At 36.3% G+C, this 16,802-nt stretch carries 20 protein-coding genes and 1 riboswitch; of the genes, 13 read left to right on the top strand and 7 right to left on the bottom strand.

The window, feature by feature from the left end:
- Window positions 1-36 precede the first annotated feature (36 nt).
- The 3 genes from ACZZZA_RS00100 to nadE all read right to left on the bottom strand — a co-directional run bounded on the left by ACZZZA_RS00100 (window position 37) and on the right by nadE (window position 1,801).
- Window positions 37-345, bottom strand: coding sequence for a GIY-YIG nuclease family protein (locus tag ACZZZA_RS00100; protein WP_463429248.1), 309 nt, complete (start codon window positions 343-345; stop codon window positions 37-39).
- A 64-nt stretch (window positions 346-409) separates the two neighbouring features.
- Window positions 410-898 (bottom strand): ribonuclease domain-containing protein, encoded by a 489-nt coding sequence (locus ACZZZA_RS00095; RefSeq protein WP_463429247.1) that lies wholly within the window; start codon window positions 896-898, stop codon window positions 410-412.
- Between the two features lie 111 nt (window positions 899-1,009).
- Complete coding sequence (gene nadE, locus ACZZZA_RS00090) at window positions 1,010-1,801, bottom strand: NAD(+) synthase (protein WP_463429246.1); 792 nt, start codon at window positions 1,799-1,801, stop codon at window positions 1,010-1,012.
- Between the two features lie 140 nt (window positions 1,802-1,941).
- Between nadE and gldB the strand changes: the two genes are divergently transcribed.
- From gldB to ACZZZA_RS00050, 8 genes are all read left to right on the top strand, one after another.
- The gene (gldB, locus tag ACZZZA_RS00085) at window positions 1,942-2,928 is read left to right on the top strand and encodes a gliding motility lipoprotein GldB (RefSeq protein ID WP_463429245.1); all 987 of its coding nucleotides are present in this window, start codon (window positions 1,942-1,944) and stop codon (window positions 2,926-2,928) included.
- Window positions 2,929-2,949: 21 nt separating this feature from the next.
- The gene (gldC, locus tag ACZZZA_RS00080; protein WP_463429244.1) at window positions 2,950-3,276 is read left to right on the top strand and encodes a gliding motility protein GldC; all 327 of its coding nucleotides are present in this window, start codon (window positions 2,950-2,952) and stop codon (window positions 3,274-3,276) included.
- Window positions 3,277-3,407: 131 nt separating this feature from the next.
- A complete protein-coding gene (locus ACZZZA_RS00075; protein WP_463429243.1) occupies window positions 3,408-4,547 on the top strand; it encodes a cystathionine gamma-synthase in 1,140 nt (379 codons plus the stop codon).
- 56 nt (window positions 4,548-4,603) lie between these two features.
- The gene (locus ACZZZA_RS00070) at window positions 4,604-5,050 is read left to right on the top strand and encodes a GNAT family N-acetyltransferase (RefSeq protein WP_463429242.1); all 447 of its coding nucleotides are present in this window, start codon (window positions 4,604-4,606) and stop codon (window positions 5,048-5,050) included.
- A gap of 94 nt (window positions 5,051-5,144) precedes the next feature.
- Window positions 5,145-5,648, top strand: a complete 504-nt coding sequence (locus ACZZZA_RS00065; RefSeq protein ID WP_463429241.1) for a DinB family protein — start codon at window positions 5,145-5,147, stop codon at window positions 5,646-5,648.
- A 69-nt stretch (window positions 5,649-5,717) separates the two neighbouring features.
- Window positions 5,718-5,876, top strand: coding sequence for a GIY-YIG nuclease family protein (locus tag ACZZZA_RS00060; protein ID WP_463429240.1), 159 nt, complete (start codon window positions 5,718-5,720; stop codon window positions 5,874-5,876).
- Between the two features lie 189 nt (window positions 5,877-6,065).
- A complete protein-coding gene (locus tag ACZZZA_RS00055; RefSeq protein WP_463429239.1) occupies window positions 6,066-6,614 on the top strand; it encodes an L-threonylcarbamoyladenylate synthase in 549 nt (182 codons plus the stop codon).
- 162 nt (window positions 6,615-6,776) lie between these two features.
- Entirely contained in the window at window positions 6,777-8,195 is a 1,419-nt protein-coding gene (locus ACZZZA_RS00050) for a CCA tRNA nucleotidyltransferase (protein ID WP_463429238.1), read from the top strand.
- 81 nt (window positions 8,196-8,276) lie between these two features.
- On the opposite strand, the gene ACZZZA_RS00045 is transcribed toward ACZZZA_RS00050, so the two are convergent.
- The 4 genes from ACZZZA_RS00045 to cdd form a co-directional block, all read right to left on the bottom strand.
- Window positions 8,277-8,915: a hypothetical protein gene (locus ACZZZA_RS00045; RefSeq protein ID WP_463429237.1), complete on the bottom strand. Its 639-nt coding sequence runs from the start codon at window positions 8,913-8,915 to the stop codon at window positions 8,277-8,279.
- Window positions 8,875-9,321 carry a DUF5074 domain-containing protein gene (locus tag ACZZZA_RS00040; protein WP_463429236.1) on the bottom strand — a complete coding sequence of 149 codons (447 nt, stop codon included), beginning with the start codon at window positions 9,319-9,321 and terminating at the stop codon, window positions 8,875-8,877. Before ACZZZA_RS00040 ends, ACZZZA_RS00045 begins: the two co-directional genes overlap by 41 nt.
- Window positions 9,322-9,334: 13 nt before the next feature.
- A complete protein-coding gene (locus ACZZZA_RS00035; protein ID WP_463429235.1) occupies window positions 9,335-11,170 on the bottom strand; it encodes a TonB-dependent receptor plug domain-containing protein in 1,836 nt (611 codons plus the stop codon).
- Window positions 11,171-11,202: 32 nt separating this feature from the next.
- Window positions 11,203-11,379: riboswitch (cobalamin riboswitch) on the bottom strand.
- A gap of 79 nt (window positions 11,380-11,458) precedes the next feature.
- Window positions 11,459-11,941 (bottom strand): cytidine deaminase, encoded by a 483-nt coding sequence (gene cdd, locus ACZZZA_RS00030; RefSeq protein ID WP_463429234.1) that lies wholly within the window; start codon window positions 11,939-11,941, stop codon window positions 11,459-11,461.
- A 107-nt stretch (window positions 11,942-12,048) separates the two neighbouring features.
- Between cdd and namA the strand changes: the two genes are divergently transcribed.
- From namA to ACZZZA_RS00005, 5 genes are all read left to right on the top strand, one after another.
- Complete coding sequence (gene namA / locus ACZZZA_RS00025) at window positions 12,049-13,101, top strand: NADPH dehydrogenase NamA (protein WP_463429233.1); 1,053 nt, start codon at window positions 12,049-12,051, stop codon at window positions 13,099-13,101.
- 32 nt (window positions 13,102-13,133) lie between these two features.
- The gene (locus tag ACZZZA_RS00020) at window positions 13,134-13,412 is read left to right on the top strand and encodes a DUF2752 domain-containing protein (RefSeq protein ID WP_463429232.1); all 279 of its coding nucleotides are present in this window, start codon (window positions 13,134-13,136) and stop codon (window positions 13,410-13,412) included.
- Between the two features lie 31 nt (window positions 13,413-13,443).
- Window positions 13,444-13,776 carry a CCC motif membrane protein gene (locus ACZZZA_RS00015; RefSeq protein WP_463429231.1) on the top strand — a complete coding sequence of 111 codons (333 nt, stop codon included), beginning with the start codon at window positions 13,444-13,446 and terminating at the stop codon, window positions 13,774-13,776.
- A 230-nt stretch (window positions 13,777-14,006) separates the two neighbouring features.
- Window positions 14,007-14,411 (top strand): type VI secretion system tube protein TssD, encoded by a 405-nt coding sequence (gene tssD / locus ACZZZA_RS00010; RefSeq protein WP_463429230.1) that lies wholly within the window; start codon window positions 14,007-14,009, stop codon window positions 14,409-14,411.
- 293 nt (window positions 14,412-14,704) lie between these two features.
- Window positions 14,705-16,630: a type VI secretion system Vgr family protein gene (locus ACZZZA_RS00005; RefSeq protein WP_463429229.1), complete on the top strand. Its 1,926-nt coding sequence runs from the start codon at window positions 14,705-14,707 to the stop codon at window positions 16,628-16,630.
- Window positions 16,631-16,802 lie beyond the last annotated feature (172 nt).

The raw sequence follows: 16,802 nt of genomic DNA, 5'->3' as shown, positions 1-16,802 counted from the left end.
GCAATCTCGTAGCGAATCTTGAGACATTTTTTAATCTCAGAAACGATTCATAATATTTTGAATATCATCCGTCAAATCTTTCCATTCTGGATTCATCGAATTTATTAATTCTAATTTCTTCTGTCTTGAACCAGCTTTTATCTGTTTTTCCCGAAAGATTGCATCTCCAATTTCCTGAAATGCTTCCCAATATACCAGCTTATTAACATTGTATTTTGCACTGAAACTCTGCTCGTGAAACTTTTCTTTATGTTCCTGAACTCTTTTCGGAAGATTTGAAGTAACGCCTGTATATAAAACGGTATTGTTTTTATTGGTAATCATGTAGATGAAACCGGATTTCATTTGTGTTGTTTTTAATATTATTTATAAAGATTGCTTCGTCGCTTTCGCTCCTCGCAATGACAGGTTACTGCCTCTCAAAACTCTTATAATGATTTTTAGTTAAATATACGTCTCCGTTTTTCGTGAAAACAATTCGGTCGCTATTTCTGTTTCCGCAATTGTAATTCACATCAGCTTCAAAATATTTTTCACTTTTAGGCAGCTTTCCTTCACGATTTCCAAAAGAGTCTCCACCAATTGCTTTTCCGGGTAGAACATCACAAAGATTTCCCTGCGATGGATTCCAGCCTTGCTTTTTGGCTTCATTTTTTGTGACGTAGTAATCAGGAAGTTTATGGTTTTGCTTTATGTAATTAATTACAGTATTCTCTTTGGTAAGTTCATCAATTGATTGTCTGCCAGATCGCTCGAAGGCGTTTTTTAAATCTAATCTACCGTAAGTAGTGACAGTTTCGCCTTTATCCACAATAAAATGATTGTAGACATACATCACCGACATTCCGAAAAGAAGTCCCATGCAGGCGAAAAGTAGTGAGCGGATTTTAGGATTCATGTTTTTAGGTCAATCGTTAATGTAACTTCGTTAGCGAATTGTCGATTTAAAATTATAAATAGAATTGCAAAAATTCATGATTGACAACTCACTTACAATGCAAAATTTACTTTATTCTCTCCACTCCTCAGGAATATCACACACCGGAATCGGATTGATTTTATGTTGTGCAGCTCTGTTCATTCTACTGAAAATTTTAAAAACTTCCAAATCTCTTCCACTATAGTCTGCTTCAGTTTTATTTCCCCATTCTTTTTGTATTTTTTCCAGCTCGGGATATGTTGCACCAATCTGCATTTCGTCGGTTCTTTCAGCATCCCAAAGTCCGTCAGTAGGGATAGCTTCCTGAATATTTTTAACTAAATTTAAAGCTCTCGCCAATTGATATACTTCAGTTTTGTATAAATCTGCAATAGGAGAGAGGTCTACGCCGCCATCACCATATTTTGTGTAGAATCCAATCCCGAAATCTTCTACTTTATTTCCTGTTCCGCAAACCAAAAGTCCGTTGATTTGTCCGTAATAATATAAAGTAAGCATTCTCAAACGGGATCTTGTATTGGCAAAAGCCAGTTTTTCGTTTGGAAATTCATCATCATGAACATCAAAAGTTTTGTATAGTTCTTCAAAAGCTGGTGTCAGATTAACAGACATTGCTTCAACATTAGGAAATTTTGATTTCAGATCGTTCATGTGTTCCCATGCACGGTTTACCTGATCTTCTTTCTGACGTATAGGCATTTCGATCAACAGTGTTTTTAAACCTGTCATCGCAGCTAAAGTAGAAACCACTCCCGAATCTACACCCCCGGAAACTCCGAGTACGTAACCTTTAACTCCTGATTTTTCGGCATAATCTTTTAGCCATTGTACGATATGATCAATTACTTTTTGGGTCTGCATATTATTTTTATTTATTGGGCGGAAGTTTTTCTATGTTTTTAAAAGCACAAATATTTTCAAAAAACAAGTCTTTCCGTCTTGATGAATATTTTTGCCATTAATTTTCCTTATTTTTGTCTCTTAAATTTCATGTAAAAATAATGAAGATTTTTAGAACTGCAGCACTTTCATGCCTTTTAGTTTTAAGTTTAAATTCTTGTAAAAAAGAACAGGAAACTGAATGGAAAGTCGAAATAAAAAATCCTGCCGAAAAGGTAGAGATGACCGATATATCAAAAGAATTTTATGATCAGAATGTTCCGTTAGAGCAATTTACTGCAAAATTCCCTTGGTTTCAGGGAACCGTTCCGGATGAAGATTTCAAAAAAAGAAGAGCTGATACACAGGAAATAAAAATCTATAAAGAAGCGATTAGTAAAATTGATCAGAACAAATTGCAGAACGAACTTCAGGATTTGTTTTCGCACATCAAATTTTACTTTCCGCAGTTTAAAAGTCCGAAAGTTTTCCTTTTTTCCTCGGCTTTGCAGATGATTCAGGATCCACTTTTATATGATGATAAAACGAATTTCCTTTTCATTGATATTTCAGGATTTATGGGAGATAAAAATGCTAATTACAAAGGTTTAGAATTGTATTTCCAAAAATCAATGAATCCGAGTAATATTATTCCTAAAGTATCAAGAATGTTTGCCGAAAACATTGTTCCGTATACAGGTAACAGTCAGAAATTTATTGATTTGATGGTGTACAACGGAAAAATAATGACTTTGCAGGATGCATTTTTACCGGAAACTCCGGATTACCTGAAAATGGATTATACGAAAGAGCAGTACGATTGGGCAAAAGCAAACGAGGCCAATATTTATAATTATTTTGTAGAAAACAATCTGATTTTTGGGGATGACCACCGATTGGCAGAACGTTTCATCGCTCCGGGACCGTTTTCAAAGTTTTATACAGAAATTGATAACAATTCGTCGCCGATGGTAGGAATCTTCACAGGATGGCAGATTTGCAGAGAATATTTTAAAAAGAAACCTGAAACAAAATTGATGGATTTTCTGAAAATGGATGCAACAGAAATTTTTAATCAGGCGGGTTATAAACCGAAATTAGAAGAATAATAAAGTTAGAAAAAATATAAAATGAGAAAGACTCAAATAACGATAGATGTAGAATTGGATGAAAACCACATCCCCGAACTGATCACCTGGAATGCAGAAGATGGCGGAGTGGAAAAAGAAGAAACCAAAGCAACAATGATTTCAGTGTGGGATGACAAAACAATGGAAGCGCTGAGAATTGATCTTTGGACTAAAGAAATGCCTGTTGATCAGATGAAAATGTTTATCCACCAGATTTTAGTATCCTTGGGAAGTACGTATCAGAGAGCAACAGGTGAAGAAGATGTTGCAGCGTGGATTGAGCAGATTGCAGAAGAATTTGCAGTGAAATCGGCAATTAAGATGTAAAAAAAGCCCTTAGCTTTTGGCAATTAGCAAGTTGGCTTGTTGTTGAGAGATCAAGGTAAAATATAAATAGATTTGTAGCAGTTAGTGGTAAAGCTAAATGCCAAAAGCAATAAGCTAAAAGCAAAAAACATATGAATTTCAATACAAAAGTAATACACGGAGGACAGCATCACGAGTCTGCAACAGGTTCTGTGAATGTGCCTGTTTTTTTAACATCAACTTTCGCACAGAAAAGTCCGGGAGTACATTCCGGTTACGAATATTCGAGAGCGGCAAATCCTACAAGACAGGCTTTGGAAGATTCTTTGGCAAGCATTGAGAACGGAGCGAGAGGTTTAGCTTTCGGTTCTGGTTTGGCTGCGATAGACTGTGTTTTAAAATTATTAAATCCTGGAGATGAGGTCGTTGCTGTAGATGATTTATACGGCGGAACGTACAGAATGTTTACCAGACTTTTTGAAAAATATCAGTTGAAATTTATTTTCGTAAATTTTGATGATGCTTCAAAAATAAACGACGTAATTACTGACAAAACAAAACTGATCTGGATTGAAACACCAACGAATCCGCTCATGAAATTGGTTGATATCAAAGCGGTTGTAGAGATTGCAAAAGGAAAAGATATTCTGGTTGCAGTAGACAATACGTTTGCAACACCTTATCTACAAAGACCAATCGATCTGGGAGCCGATATTGTGATGCACTCTGCAACAAAATATTTAGGAGGTCACTCTGATGTTATCGCCGGAGCTTTGATTGCAAAGGATGCCGAGTTGGGAGAAAAACTTCATTTTATTCAATTTGCAAGTGGCGGAATTTTAGGACCTCACGATTCTTATTTGGTGTTGAGAGGGATTAAAACTTTAGCATTAAGAGTGCAGAGACATTCTGAAAACGGAATGGCTGTAGCAAAATATCTGGAATCTCATCCTGCCGTTGAGCAAGTGATTTATCCGGGATTAGAATCTCATCCGCAATACGAATTGGCAAAATCTCAAATGAAAGATTTCGGAGGAATGGTTTCTTTCACTTTCAAATCTGGAAAGAAAGAAGATGCGATTAAGTTTTTAGAGAAAGTCAGAGTGTTCACTTTGGCAGAATCTTTGGGCGGAGTAGAATCTTTAGCCAACCATCCTGCTTTGATGACGCATGCTTCAATTCCTGCGGAAAAACGTGCAGAATTGGGAATTACAGATGATTTAGTTCGTCTAAGTGTCGGGATTGAGGATGCGGAAGATCTGATTGCAGATTTGGAAAAAGCATTTTCTTAAATAATAAATCATGAGCATCCATTTTTATAGTGGATGCTTATTTTGTAGTTTTTAAAATGAAAAATACAAGAAAAGCAACGATTAAAGATTTGAATCAATTGGCTGAATTGTTTGATCAATACAGAGTTTTTTATCATAAGGATTCTGATATTTGCTCGGCTGAAAGTTTTTTAAAAGAAAGAATTGGAAAAAAAGATTCTGAAATTTATGTAGCAGAAAATGGGAGGAAATTGGTTGGTTTTGTTCAGTTATATCCTTTGTTTTCATCCACAAGAATGAAAAAGTATTGGTTGCTGAATGATTTGTTTGTCAACGAAAATTATCGCGGTAAAGGTTTTTCAAAAGAATTAATTGAAGAAGCAAAAGAATTGGCAAAATCTAGCGACGCTTGCGGAATTCTTCTCGAAACCGGAAAATCAAATGACATCGGAAACAAACTGTATCCAAGTTGTGGATTTGAATTGTACGATGAGGTTAATTTCTACGAATGGACGAATAGATAATTTAACAATTTACCAATGTAATAGTTTACCAATTTTATAATTGTTACATTGCTAAACTGATCCATTGTTACATTAAAATATTACTCATATTAATATGTCAGATTTTCAAAAATATATTCAGCGATATTTAGATTTGATTCCATCAGAAAACTGGCTGGAAGAATTAAGACGGGTTGGTGAAAAAACCACTTCTTTGTATTCTTATTTAACTGAAGAACAATCAAAGTTCGCTTATGCAGAAGGAAAATGGACTTTAAAAGAAGTGCTTCTTCACTTAACAGATACCGAAAGAATTTTTCAGTATAGAATTTTAGCTTTTGCAAGAGGCGAAAAATCTGAATTGCCGGGTTTTGATGAAGAGAATTATGCAGCCAATTCTTTTGCCAATGAAAGAACTTTAGAATCTTTGTTGGAAGAATATCAACTCGTCAGAAAATCTTCTCAGATTTTATTGAAAACATTGAATCCGTCAGTTTTAAATATTGTTGGTAAAGCCAACGGAAACGAGATCTCAGTAGAAACAATTGGGAAATTGATTGTGGGGCATAATATTCATCATTTGAATGTAGTCGAGGAAAGATATTTACCGAAGTTGTAATTTTTTTAATTTTATTGTCATTGCGAGGAGCGCAGCGACGAAGCAATCTCATAATTTTAAAATACACATATGAAAGTCGGATTTATCTACATCATGACCAATAAAAACAATACTGTTCTTTATACTGGTGTGACCTCTAATCTTCCAAAAAGAATTCAGCAGCATAAAGAAAAGTTTTTTGAATTAAGCTTTACATCAAAATATAATGTATGTAAACTTATCTATTGAGAATCTTTTCAAGAAATCGGCGATGCGATTTTTAGAGAAAAACAAATTAAGGCAGGTTCAAGACAGAAAAAAATAGATTTAATAAACTCAATTAATCCCGAATGGAGAGATTTGACTGAAGACATTAAGGATATTATGAATCCTTTTTGAGATTGCTTCGTCGCTTCGCTTCTCGCAATGACAAATACAATGGAAAACATCATACAAATATTAAAATCCGGCGGCACAATATTATACCCAACCGATACCATTTGGGGAATTGGTTGTGACGCAACAAATATCGACGCCATCAACAAAATTTTCGAGATCAAAAAACGCGATAAAAACAAATCGATGATCATTTTGGTGGAAAATGAAAAAAGATTGCAGGATTTGGTAGATGTTCCGGAAATGGCTTGGGAAATTATGGATCTGAGCGAAAAACCGGTCACATTGGTTTATCAGAATCCCAAAGGTCTGCCAGAAGAATTGCTTGCAGAAGACGGAAGCATCGGAATTCGGATGGTGAAAAATGATTTTTGCAAGAAGCTGATTACTAAATTAAATAAACCTTTGGTTTCAACTTCCGCCAATTTCAGTGGTGACAAAAGTCCGTTAAAATTTTCTGATATTTCAAAAGAAATTATTGATCTGGTCGATTTTGCGGTGGAAGAAGACCGGGAAAAAGTTTCGCAGTATTCAGGTTCTTCGGTAATAAAAATCTGGAGCGACAACAGAATAAAAGTTCTTAGAGAATAAAAGTCTAGAATTATTATCTTTGCAAAATGTACAACCATTAAGAATTTTGAAAATTAGCTCAAAGCTAAAATTTGATTTCTTAGTGGTTTTAAGTTAGATATAAGTTACAGTTAAATCAGTAGCTTGAGTCTAACATCTAATATCTAACATCTATTAAATAAAATGTTCATCAACCTCAGTCAAAATCAAAATTTAAAACTTTTCAAAATTATTTCCGAAGTTGCAGCGGCAAATAACCAGTCGGTATACATCGTTGGTGGTTTTGTGCGTGATCTTTTAATGAAAAGAAAAGCCTCTACAGATATTGATTTTGTGACTGAGCAAAGCGGAATCGAGCTTGCGCAAAATGTAGGTAAAGAGATTGATCCTAAAATGAAAGTTTCGGTTTTTAAAACGTACGGAACGGCGATGATTAGATACAAAGATCTTGAGTTGGAATTTGTAGGTGCAAGAAAAGAAAGTTATACCGAAAACAGCCGAAAACCCGAAGTGGAAGGCGGAACAATTGAAGATGATCAAAAAAGACGAGATTTTACCATCAATGCGATGGCTATTTCTTTAAATAAAGATAATTTCGGAGAACTGATTGATCCTTTTGACGGAATTGGAGATTTACAAAAAGGAATTTTAAGAACACCTTTAGAACCTGCACAAACATATTCTGATGACCCGTTGAGAATGATGAGAGCGATTCGTTTTGCTTCGACTTTAAATTTTACGATTGAAGAAAAATCATTAAATGCAATCAGGCAAGAAGTTGAAAGAATTAAAATTGTTTCGATGGAAAGAATCATGGTTGAGTTTAATAAAATCATGCTTTCAAAGAAGCCCTCAATTGGGTTGAAATTAATGGAAGAAACAGGCCTGATGAAATTAATCATTCCTGAATTAATTGATTTAAAAGGTGTTGAAGAAGTAGAAGGACAAACTCATAAAGATAATTTTTACCACACTTTAGAAGTCGTTGATAATATTTCTGAAAATACAGATAATGTATGGCTTCGTTGGGCAGCTTTACTCCATGACATCGGAAAAGCACCCACAAAAAAATTTGTTGAAGGAACAGGCTGGACATTTCATGGTCATGAATTTTTGGGTTCAAAAATGGTGAAAACATTGTTTCAGAAGCTGAAGTTACCGCTCAATACTGATATGAAATATGTTCAGAAGATGGTAAAGCTTTCTTCACGTCCGATTGCTTTAATTACCGATGATGCTTCAGATTCTGCATTAAGAAGACTTTTGTTTGATGCAGGAGAAGATATGGAAGATCTGTTTACGCTTTGCAAGGCAGATATCACCACTAAAAATTCTAAAAAACAGGAGAAGTTCAAAAAGAATTTTCAATATGTAGCCAATAAAATAAAAGAAGTTGAAGAGAAAGATCAGGTAAGAAATTTTCAGCCACCAATTTCAGGGGAAGAAATTATGGAAATGTTTAGTTTAAAACCCGGCAGAGAAATAGGAATCTTAAAAGAAAAAGTAAAGGAAGCAATTCTTGAAGGAGAAATTCCTAACGAAAAAGAAGAAGCTAAAAAATTTGTTATTACAGAAGCTGAAAAGCTTGGGTTGTCATTATAAATTTTCTCAATAAAACAAAAAATTCGGGCGGTTTCGTAGAAACCGCCCGAATTTTTATATCAATAATTTAATCTAAATCAATTAGTTTGGATAAACGTTTGTTGCTCCCATTCCTGTTGTGAATTTTTTAATCAGATTTCCGGAAGTAGTGTATACACTCATTTCGCTTGCCTGGGTAAAGTTTTTAACATCAGAAGTGAAAATTCTGCCGTCAATTACAGTAAATCCATATAAAGTATAGTATTGTCCGCCATCAACTGCCGTAATAATAGGCGCTGTAGGTGTAGCTGTAGCAGTCATATCCATAGAATAGATCTTATTCGCAGAGCTGAAAAAATATCTTCCGTTATCAATCTGAAGGTTTGTTGCTTTTGCAATACCCGTAAGCGTTTTTGTGCTTGTGATAGTTCCTGCCGGAGAAATCTGGTAAATGTAAGAATCGTTTGTTCCTTCTGCAATTGCGTACACATTATTGTTGAAGGCAATTGTTTTATTGATGTTTCCGTTTGGAAGTGGAATTGGTGATCCTTCAATTTGGTTGGTAGTTGTATTGATCTTTGTGATAGTATTTCCAAAACCGTAAGTAGCATTTTGAACGAAAATATTTCCACCTGCAACCACAACTGTTTCAACAGTATCTGTAAAATTAATTTTTTTCACTAAAGATAAATCTGAAGTTTTATAAATATTCACAGATTTTGGTTCCGTTGTACTTATCATTAGAAACATAAAGCATATTATTGGCTACAGCCATATAACGTGGATTGTTGAGTTCGCTCGTAATCTCACCTGTTTTTTTAAATGTATAACGGTTTACCACCTGAATTTTATTTGAATTATTCAGTAAAAGATAAGCCTGATCTCCGTTGTAAGCGATTGTCTGAAGTACATCTCCTAAGTTTTCATTATTGTTGTTCGCTTTATAGATGTCATTTTGCATTACGTTCAGATCTTTTGTGATGAAACTTACATCAGCATTTGGTACTCCGTAATTACCTTCATTGGTAATTAAATATCCGTTTTGGTAGCTTATTTGTGTTAAAGTTTCCTCATACTCAGACGAACATGAGATGTTGAATAATAAAACCAGTCCGAAGATAAGTTGTAAAAATCTAGTTATTTTCATAATATATTAAATTTTAAAAATTTATTGTTGCTGTTAAACTGTAATTTCTTTTGGGTAAAGGATAATAGGCAACCGTTTCATAGATTGTATCTGTGATATTGTTGACCTTAAATCCTAAAGTGTATTTTTTCAATAATGTTCCTGAAACTCCTGCATTCATTACAAAATAGGGCTGCAAAGCTTGTGGCCTGCTCTCGTCTGTAGTGGTGTAGGTTAAACCGTTAAACATTCCCTGGGCGTAAACTTTAAGAAATTTATACTGATAATCACCATTCATAAAAACTTTATGCAACGGAACATAAGTCAGTTGTTTTTGTGTTTCTAAATTGATAGATTTCGTGAAAACATACCCTGCATTGAGTTTAATAAAATGTTCGCCAAATAGTTTTTCGTAGGTTAATTGAGATTCTAAACCATAAGATTCAACCTTATTGGTGTTAAATGGCGACCAATATCCCAAACCGGTATCCAGCCAGCGTATCATATCGGTAATTCGCATATAGTAAGGCGTGATGCTCAATTTAAAATCTTTTACCTTAAATTCATGATTCATATCGGCCTGATTGGAAGTTTCAGGTTTAAGATTCAAATTTCCACCCGGCGACCAGTACAAATCGTTGAAAGACGGAAACCTGAAGTTTTTTGATAGATTTAAATTAAATTGATACCAATCTGCAGCTTTCCATTTTCCTGAAAATGAATACAGAACCGGAGAACTGAAATCTTGCACAAAATCTTTCTTTACACCCGCTTCAAAACGTAGATTTGCTGTAGCAAAATATCTCAGTAAACCTGCGACTGAACCAACATTTCTTCTTACTTTTCGAATTCCTGAAGTTCCTGTTCCTTCACCTTTGTTTTGTTGAAATTCTCCAATCACATTCACATTCCATTTCGGGCTTATAAAATAATTGAAGTCGTTTTTGACGATATAGTTTTTATTGATTCCGCCACTGGTGCTCGGAGCATCGTAAACCCCGAAATACTGAAAATTATCTTCCGTATATGCAGCTTTTAAACTGTTTGAAAATGTACTCTTATTAATATCCCACGCAAGCAGACTTCTTACAGTTTGCGCTTCGTATTTACTTTTATTTCCGTTTTCCGTGAATATCGGATAGTTTTGTGTCGCATCATAAAACTGACTTTGCCATGAAATGGTCTGTTTGTCAGCTATTTTATAGGAAACTCCAACATTGTATGTCGTATTGTAGAATTTTCCGTTTCTGTTGATATAATTTTGGGATTCCGCAACTTCATAATCATTTTCACTGATTACATAATTTCCTGAAACTTTAAAGCTGAATTTTTCATTGCTGAAAGAAGCTTTTAGAAAATTATTAAACGTTCCAAATGATGCAACTTCAGAATTGAACAATCCCTTAAAACCTTGATTGAAACTTAAATCATTATTCAAATGAATGCTTCCGCCAATCGCTCCGCTTCCGTATATCACACTTCCGCCACCAGATTTCACCTCCATTTGGTCATATCCGAAAAGCGCAATATTGTTGACGTCTCCCTGTCCCAAAAACTGAGAATTGATGTTGATTCCGTTCCATACAAAAGCGGTTTGTTGTGCTGTAGTTCCCCTAAAAGAAGGTGAAGAAACCGCACCACGACCATTTTCTTTAATGTAAACAGAAGATTGAAAGCGTAAAACTTCAGAAAGATTAGAAGAGTTTTTTTGAATATCAGCCGGAGTCAAAGTGGTAACTTTATGAAAAAGTTTAACCTTATTCATTTGATTGTCAAAAATATACACGGTGTCGATGTTTTTCTCCTGACCAAGGTAAAGAGAAAAATTGCATACGGCGAAAACGAAGACTAAAGAACTTTTTATACTCATATCATTTTGCTTTTCCTCCGAAAGCAATCAATTTTTATGTTAAAAGTTTGGCAGGTCTCCTGACTTTCGCTTTTCTACACCTTCCCGCTTTGGCAGTGGCTTTTTGTAGAAAATTTTAACGCGATTTACAGTTGCGGGGACAGCTTGGGATTTCCACCCAATTCCCTATTAATTCCAATACCTTGGAAACCAAAATTTTTGCAAATATATACTTTTAAAAAGAAATATAAGTTTAAATTAATAAAATTCAGTGTGCTTAGATAGTTGAAGCAAAGACATTTTAAAAAATTACATAAACGTCGCATCAAAATAAAATGGAAGCAAATCTTTGATAGAATTTACCTTGAAAACTTCCCCGCCTGGATTTGAAAAATAGACATCTATATTTTCATCCTGCTTTGTTTCATATTCCATTAAGCTTTGTCTGCAGGCTCCACAAGGTGGAATTGGTGGTGTTTTTGCTGAAAATTCTTTAGGTCCGCCAATGATAAATATTTTTTTGATCTTTTCATTTGGGAAATTGGCACCAATCCAGAAGATAGCTGTTCTTTCTGCACAAAGTCCGGACGGGAACGCTGCATTTTCCTGATTGTTTCCTGTATATATTTCCCCGTTTTCTAATAAAACAGAGCATCCTACTAAAAAGTTGGAGTAGGGAGCATAAGCGTTTTCACGAGCTTGTTTTGCTTTTTCGAATAGTTTTTTTTCTGTTTCATTCAGTTCGCCAGAGCTTTTGAAATGATCGTAACCTATTTGTATGTTTTTTTTCATTTTGTTCCGTAAAAAGGGCGATAAATGTACCTCTTTTTAGGCAAGCTGGCAATATCTTTGTTACGATACTAAATTTGTAATTTTAAACTTTTAAAAAAAAGAATTCAATGTTATATACTCCCATTCAATTTAGAAATGTAGAACTGAAAAACCGTTGGGTAATGTCGCCAATGTGTATGTATTCTTGTCAAGAAGGATTAGCCAATGATTTTCATTATGTGCATTACGGAAGCCGGGCTCAAGGAGGAACGGGTTTAATCATCGTTGAAGCAACCGGTGTAGAACCTCGTGGCAGAATAACCAATCACTGCATGGGAATCTGGAATGATGAGCAAGCCGCTGAACTTCAGAAAATTGTGAAATTTGTGCATGAAAATTCTGATTCAAAAATTGGAATTCAAATCGGCCACGCAGGTAGAAAAGGTTCTACTTGGGAAAATAAGCAGATTTCTGTAGAAGAAGGATGGGAAACCATTGCTCCAAGCCCGATTCCTTATCATCCGACCGAAAGAGTTCCCCATGTGTTGTCAGTTGACGAAATAAAAGAGTTGGTTCAAAATTTTAAAGATGCTGCCAAAAGAGCAGTAGATGCAGGTTTTGATGTTATTGAAATTCACGGCGCACACGGATATTTGATTCATCAGTTTCTGTCACCACTTTCAAACGTTCGAACTGATGAATATGGTGGAAGTTTCGAAAACAGAATTCGTTTTCTATTGGAAATTGTTGATGCTGTCAACTCAGAACTCAACCAAAATGTTGCTCTTTTTGTAAGAATTTCAGGAACAGAATATGCTGAAAATGGTTGGGATGTTAATGATAGTATAAAATTATCTGAGATTCTCAAAAAGCATTCTGTAGATTTGGTTGACGTCTCAAGTGGCGGTAATATTCACGGTGCAAAAATCTCGGTTTTTTCAGGATACCAAGTTCCCCTGTCATCAGAAGTTAAAAATAAATCAGAGGTAAAAACAGGAGCGGTTGGTTTAATTACATCTATTTCTCAGGCTGAAGAAATTTTACAGAAAGGCGAGGCAGATCTAATTTTTGTAGCAAGAGAAATTTTAAGAAACCCTTACATTGCTGTTCAGGGATCTTTTGAGATGAAGGAAGATAATTTTTTTCCGCACCAATACTTAAGAGCGAAAATTTCTTCTTAATTTTAGCCTCATCAAAATCACAAAATTAAAATATGAAGATTGAAGATTTTATGCTGTCGTGTCCGAGCAAAAAATTCTTAGGAATAGAGTGTTTCGGTTGCGGTACTCAAAGGGCAATTGTTCTGGTATTTCAAGGGAAATTCGCTGAAGCCTTTCACATGTTCCCTGCAGTATACACTTTACTCTTATTTTTTGGTTTTGTAGCAGTCAATTTTATTGATAAAAAAAGAAATTACGGACAGGTGTTAATATTTTTAGCAATTCTTAACTCGCTAATCATGGTATTTTCTTATTTTTATAAACATTTTTAAATCACATAAATAAACTTTAAAAAATCAAATTATGAATCAACAAAATTTGCCCAACGCTACAGCGGTACTTGTTCTTGGTATTGTGTCTATAGTAGGATGTTGTTGTTATGGTGTACCCGGAATCATTGCCGGTGCCATCGGTCTTTATCTGTACGGTAAAGATAAAGCGTTATATCTTCAAAATCCTGAACAATATTCAAATTACAGCAATTTAAATACAGGTAGAATTCTTTCTATAATTGGGCTTGTGATAAGCTTACTTTATATCATTACGATTTTGATATTTGGTTTCGCTTTCGGTTGGGATGCTTTGACAGACCAGGAATTAATGCAGGAGAGAATCAAAGATCTGCAGAATCAGTAAACATTATTTATATAATAACTAACCGCAGCAATGCGGTTTTTTTTATGGAATAATTCTTTGGAAATCAATCGATTTCCACTTCCTTAGATTGTAATTTACTGTATTAAAATCGTAGAATTACTACAAATTTTGAAATAGTGCTTTAAAATTTTCAGAGTGAGTTTGATAGGAATTATCTTTGGTAAACAAAATACAAATCAACATATATTAACGATTAAAATTTACGGCACATGGCATCAAATTCAAGAGGAATCTTAAAATTCAACGGGAGCGAGGGTCAGAAGTTATTAAAGCTTAATTACAGCGTATCGCGCTCCACGGATGTTTCTGGGAGAGTGGCTTCAGATCCGTCGAATGCAATCATCAAATTAACGATCGAGGCTACAGAAAAGTCAGACATTCTGGAGTCTTTACTGAACGGAAAATACAAGCCGACTTCGGGCGAGATCACGTTCAACAAATCTCATGAAGAGGGCACACTGATCACCCTGAACTGGGAAAACGGCTACGTGATCCAGCATGAGGTAGACTTCGATGCGGTAGACGAAAACTCAATGCTCATCAGCTTTGTAGTGAGTGCCGAGAAGATCAATTACGGAAACGCAGCTTATGAAGGTCTTTGGCCTTCAAGCTAAAAATTTTTCACTTTTCAGTATTATTGTATACAAAGCAAAGATCGTCCTGCAGGACGGTCTTTTTTGCCTGAAATGTTTTTTGCATCAATTTCCGTCTGTAGTTTATCCTGAGTGAAGTTGAAGGATTTCCCTCCGGTCTTCTGGAAGCAGGTTTTAGAAATACCTGTCAGCGAAAGGATTATTTTTCATAAGTATTGACGAATTTAAAAGTTAAAAATCCAAAATTTAATCTTTAAAAACGGTAAGAACAGATAAAATTTAATAACTTTAAACCACCACACAATCACAACAATATGAATACCGCAGAACAAAGCCGAGGTTCATCCTTCCGCCCTTCTCAGAATGCAGAAGGAATCTCAGAGAGCCATCATACGGGGATCAACCGTCTGGTAAAATTATCTTTGGTGATAGAAGGTAAGGTGATCAGATATTACAAACATTTTAAGCTCACCCAGAGCGCACGCCGCCATCATGAGTTTACCCTTACCCTGGCTCACGACACTTTGGGAGACCGTCAGACCCATACTTTAGAAGAAGCCAACAAGTTTTTAGGCAAACGCTTGACCGCCGTTATTTCCTACAAAGACATCGACAGGAGTCCGGAACGTACCTTTGTGGGCGTTATTACGGGGGTAGGTTTCAGTCAGGAAAAAATGAGTCTGGGGAATATTGTTTTATCCGGTTACAGTCCGACCATTTTACTCGACGGAGCACCGCACATCCAAAGCTTCGGAGGCAGCCAGCCTGTGAATATGGGAATCATCGCCGAAGAAGTCATCAAACAGGGTTTAGATAAAAGCCGCTTCGATATCCGGATCGATACCCACGATTATTCACAGATTGTCTACAGCAGCCAGTACGATGAGACGCATTACAATTACCTGGCGAGAATGGCAGAAGCGTATGGCGAACAGTTCTACTACGACGGGGAAGTGCTTCACTTCGGGAAACTTCCTGCTCAGAACACACCGATCAGACTCACGTACGGAAGCAGCGCCAACGACATCAAAGTAGAGCTGAAAGCGGTACACACCAAACCTCAGTTCTACGGTTACAACAGCAGCAAGAACGAGAAGCTGACTTCAGGAGAGACCCCGATCCGCCATGTCGGAGATCTGGCCAAAACAGCGTATCAGCACAACGATAGTATTTATAAAACTCCTTCACTGCGTGTTGCCCCCATTAAAGCTACGACCCATTTGGATGTAGAATATTCGCAGAAAAGCACATCGGGAAGTGAGGGCGTGAATGTTTTTAATCTTTCAGGTTCTACAACGGTTCCTTTTTTACATCCGGGATGCGCAGTCGACATCGAAATGCGGAAACCGGATACGAATGAAACCTCTTACTTCACGAGAATCATGGTGACGGAAACCACGCATGAGATTGATGCAATCGGTCACTACACGGGAAGCTTCCACGGGATTGCTTCAGACACGGGCTTTCTCCCGAAGCCTGACTTTTCAACCCCGAAAGCCGAACCACAGATCGCCACGGTGATCTCGAACACCGATCCGGAAGGACAGGGCAGGGTTCAGGTGAGGTTCGACTGGCAGACGAACGATACGACGCATTTTATCAGAATGATGAGTCCTGATGCGGGAGGTACAGACCAGATCACCCAAAACAGGGGCTATGTTGCGATTCCCGAAGTAGGCGATCAGGTGATGGTCAACTTCGTACATAATCATCCGGACCGTCCTTTTGTCATGGGCGGAATGTTCCACGGAGGCATCGGATTGGGTGGCGGGATGGATAACCGTGTAAAATCGATCCAGACGCGGAGCGGTCACCGAGTGGTTTTCACAGAAGATGAAAGCATTATCATTACCGATAAATCCGGCAATAAGATTCATCTGGATACCACGGGAAGCAATATCAATATTACAGCGCCTGAAACGATCAATATTAAATGCAGGAATTTTAATATTGATGTTCTGGAGAACATGAATACGAATGTAGGAATGAATAAAAGCAATTCTGTCGGACTGAATATAACGGAAACAGCGGGAGCCAATATCTGGCAGAATGCGAGTTTAAATTATAATCTGAATGCGACCAATATCATGAATATGGCGTCAGAAAATTTCACTTATGATGCTACAGACATCCACAAAAATGCTTCAGAGGGTATTGAAGTAGCGGCTGCAAAAGATTATGTACAAAACAGCGAGCAGACGATTCATAATCTGTCAGGAGAGAAGGGTCATAATGCATAAATCGAAAGGCGATGGAAGATCAGAAAACGAAAGGCAGGATACAAATTTTTGCAAAAAACATCAGAGGTAACGCCAACGGAGGAATTCTAGAGGAAAGCAGATTTACAAAGAATGTTGCAGGAGGACGACAGATGCAGAATGGTTCCGGTGGAGGGGTAAATCATGATGTGAA

The sequence above is a fragment of the Chryseobacterium sp. AC405b genome (genome assembly GCF_979258685.1).
Note: the sequence above shows the minus strand (reverse complement) of the source record. Positions and strands in the feature narration are given on the sequence as shown.

What these genes read in the sequence shown, in the direction of transcription:
- ACZZZA_RS00100 (WP_463429248.1), bottom strand. Translation starts at nt 345, where the DNA reads ATGAAATCCGGTTTCATCTACATGATTACCAATAAAAACAATACCGTT.
- ACZZZA_RS00095 (WP_463429247.1), bottom strand. Translation starts at nt 898, where the DNA reads ATGAATCCTAAAATCCGCTCACTACTTTTCGCCTGCATGGGACTTCTT.
- nadE (WP_463429246.1), bottom strand. Translation starts at nt 1,801, where the DNA reads ATGCAGACCCAAAAAGTAATTGATCATATCGTACAATGGCTAAAAGAT.
- gldB (WP_463429245.1), top strand. Translation starts at nt 1,942, where the DNA reads ATGAAGATTTTTAGAACTGCAGCACTTTCATGCCTTTTAGTTTTAAGT.
- gldC (WP_463429244.1), top strand. Translation starts at nt 2,950, where the DNA reads ATGAGAAAGACTCAAATAACGATAGATGTAGAATTGGATGAAAACCAC.
- ACZZZA_RS00075 (WP_463429243.1), top strand. Translation starts at nt 3,408, where the DNA reads ATGAATTTCAATACAAAAGTAATACACGGAGGACAGCATCACGAGTCT.
- ACZZZA_RS00070 (WP_463429242.1), top strand. Translation starts at nt 4,604, where the DNA reads ATGAAAAATACAAGAAAAGCAACGATTAAAGATTTGAATCAATTGGCT.
- ACZZZA_RS00065 (WP_463429241.1), top strand. Translation starts at nt 5,145, where the DNA reads ATGTCAGATTTTCAAAAATATATTCAGCGATATTTAGATTTGATTCCA.
- ACZZZA_RS00060 (WP_463429240.1), top strand. Translation starts at nt 5,718, where the DNA reads ATGAAAGTCGGATTTATCTACATCATGACCAATAAAAACAATACTGTT.
- ACZZZA_RS00055 (WP_463429239.1), top strand. Translation starts at nt 6,066, where the DNA reads ATGGAAAACATCATACAAATATTAAAATCCGGCGGCACAATATTATAC.
- ACZZZA_RS00050 (WP_463429238.1), top strand. Translation starts at nt 6,777, where the DNA reads ATGTTCATCAACCTCAGTCAAAATCAAAATTTAAAACTTTTCAAAATT.
- ACZZZA_RS00045 (WP_463429237.1), bottom strand. Translation starts at nt 8,915, where the DNA reads ATGATAAGTACAACGGAACCAAAATCTGTGAATATTTATAAAACTTCA.
- ACZZZA_RS00040 (WP_463429236.1), bottom strand. Translation starts at nt 9,321, where the DNA reads ATGAAAATAACTAGATTTTTACAACTTATCTTCGGACTGGTTTTATTA.
- ACZZZA_RS00035 (WP_463429235.1), bottom strand. Translation starts at nt 11,170, where the DNA reads ATGAGTATAAAAAGTTCTTTAGTCTTCGTTTTCGCCGTATGCAATTTT.
- cdd (WP_463429234.1), bottom strand. Translation starts at nt 11,941, where the DNA reads ATGAAAAAAAACATACAAATAGGTTACGATCATTTCAAAAGCTCTGGC.
- namA (WP_463429233.1), top strand. Translation starts at nt 12,049, where the DNA reads ATGTTATATACTCCCATTCAATTTAGAAATGTAGAACTGAAAAACCGT.
- ACZZZA_RS00020 (WP_463429232.1), top strand. Translation starts at nt 13,134, where the DNA reads ATGAAGATTGAAGATTTTATGCTGTCGTGTCCGAGCAAAAAATTCTTA.
- ACZZZA_RS00015 (WP_463429231.1), top strand. Translation starts at nt 13,444, where the DNA reads ATGAATCAACAAAATTTGCCCAACGCTACAGCGGTACTTGTTCTTGGT.
- tssD (WP_463429230.1), top strand. Translation starts at nt 14,007, where the DNA reads ATGGCATCAAATTCAAGAGGAATCTTAAAATTCAACGGGAGCGAGGGT.
- ACZZZA_RS00005 (WP_463429229.1), top strand. Translation starts at nt 14,705, where the DNA reads ATGAATACCGCAGAACAAAGCCGAGGTTCATCCTTCCGCCCTTCTCAG.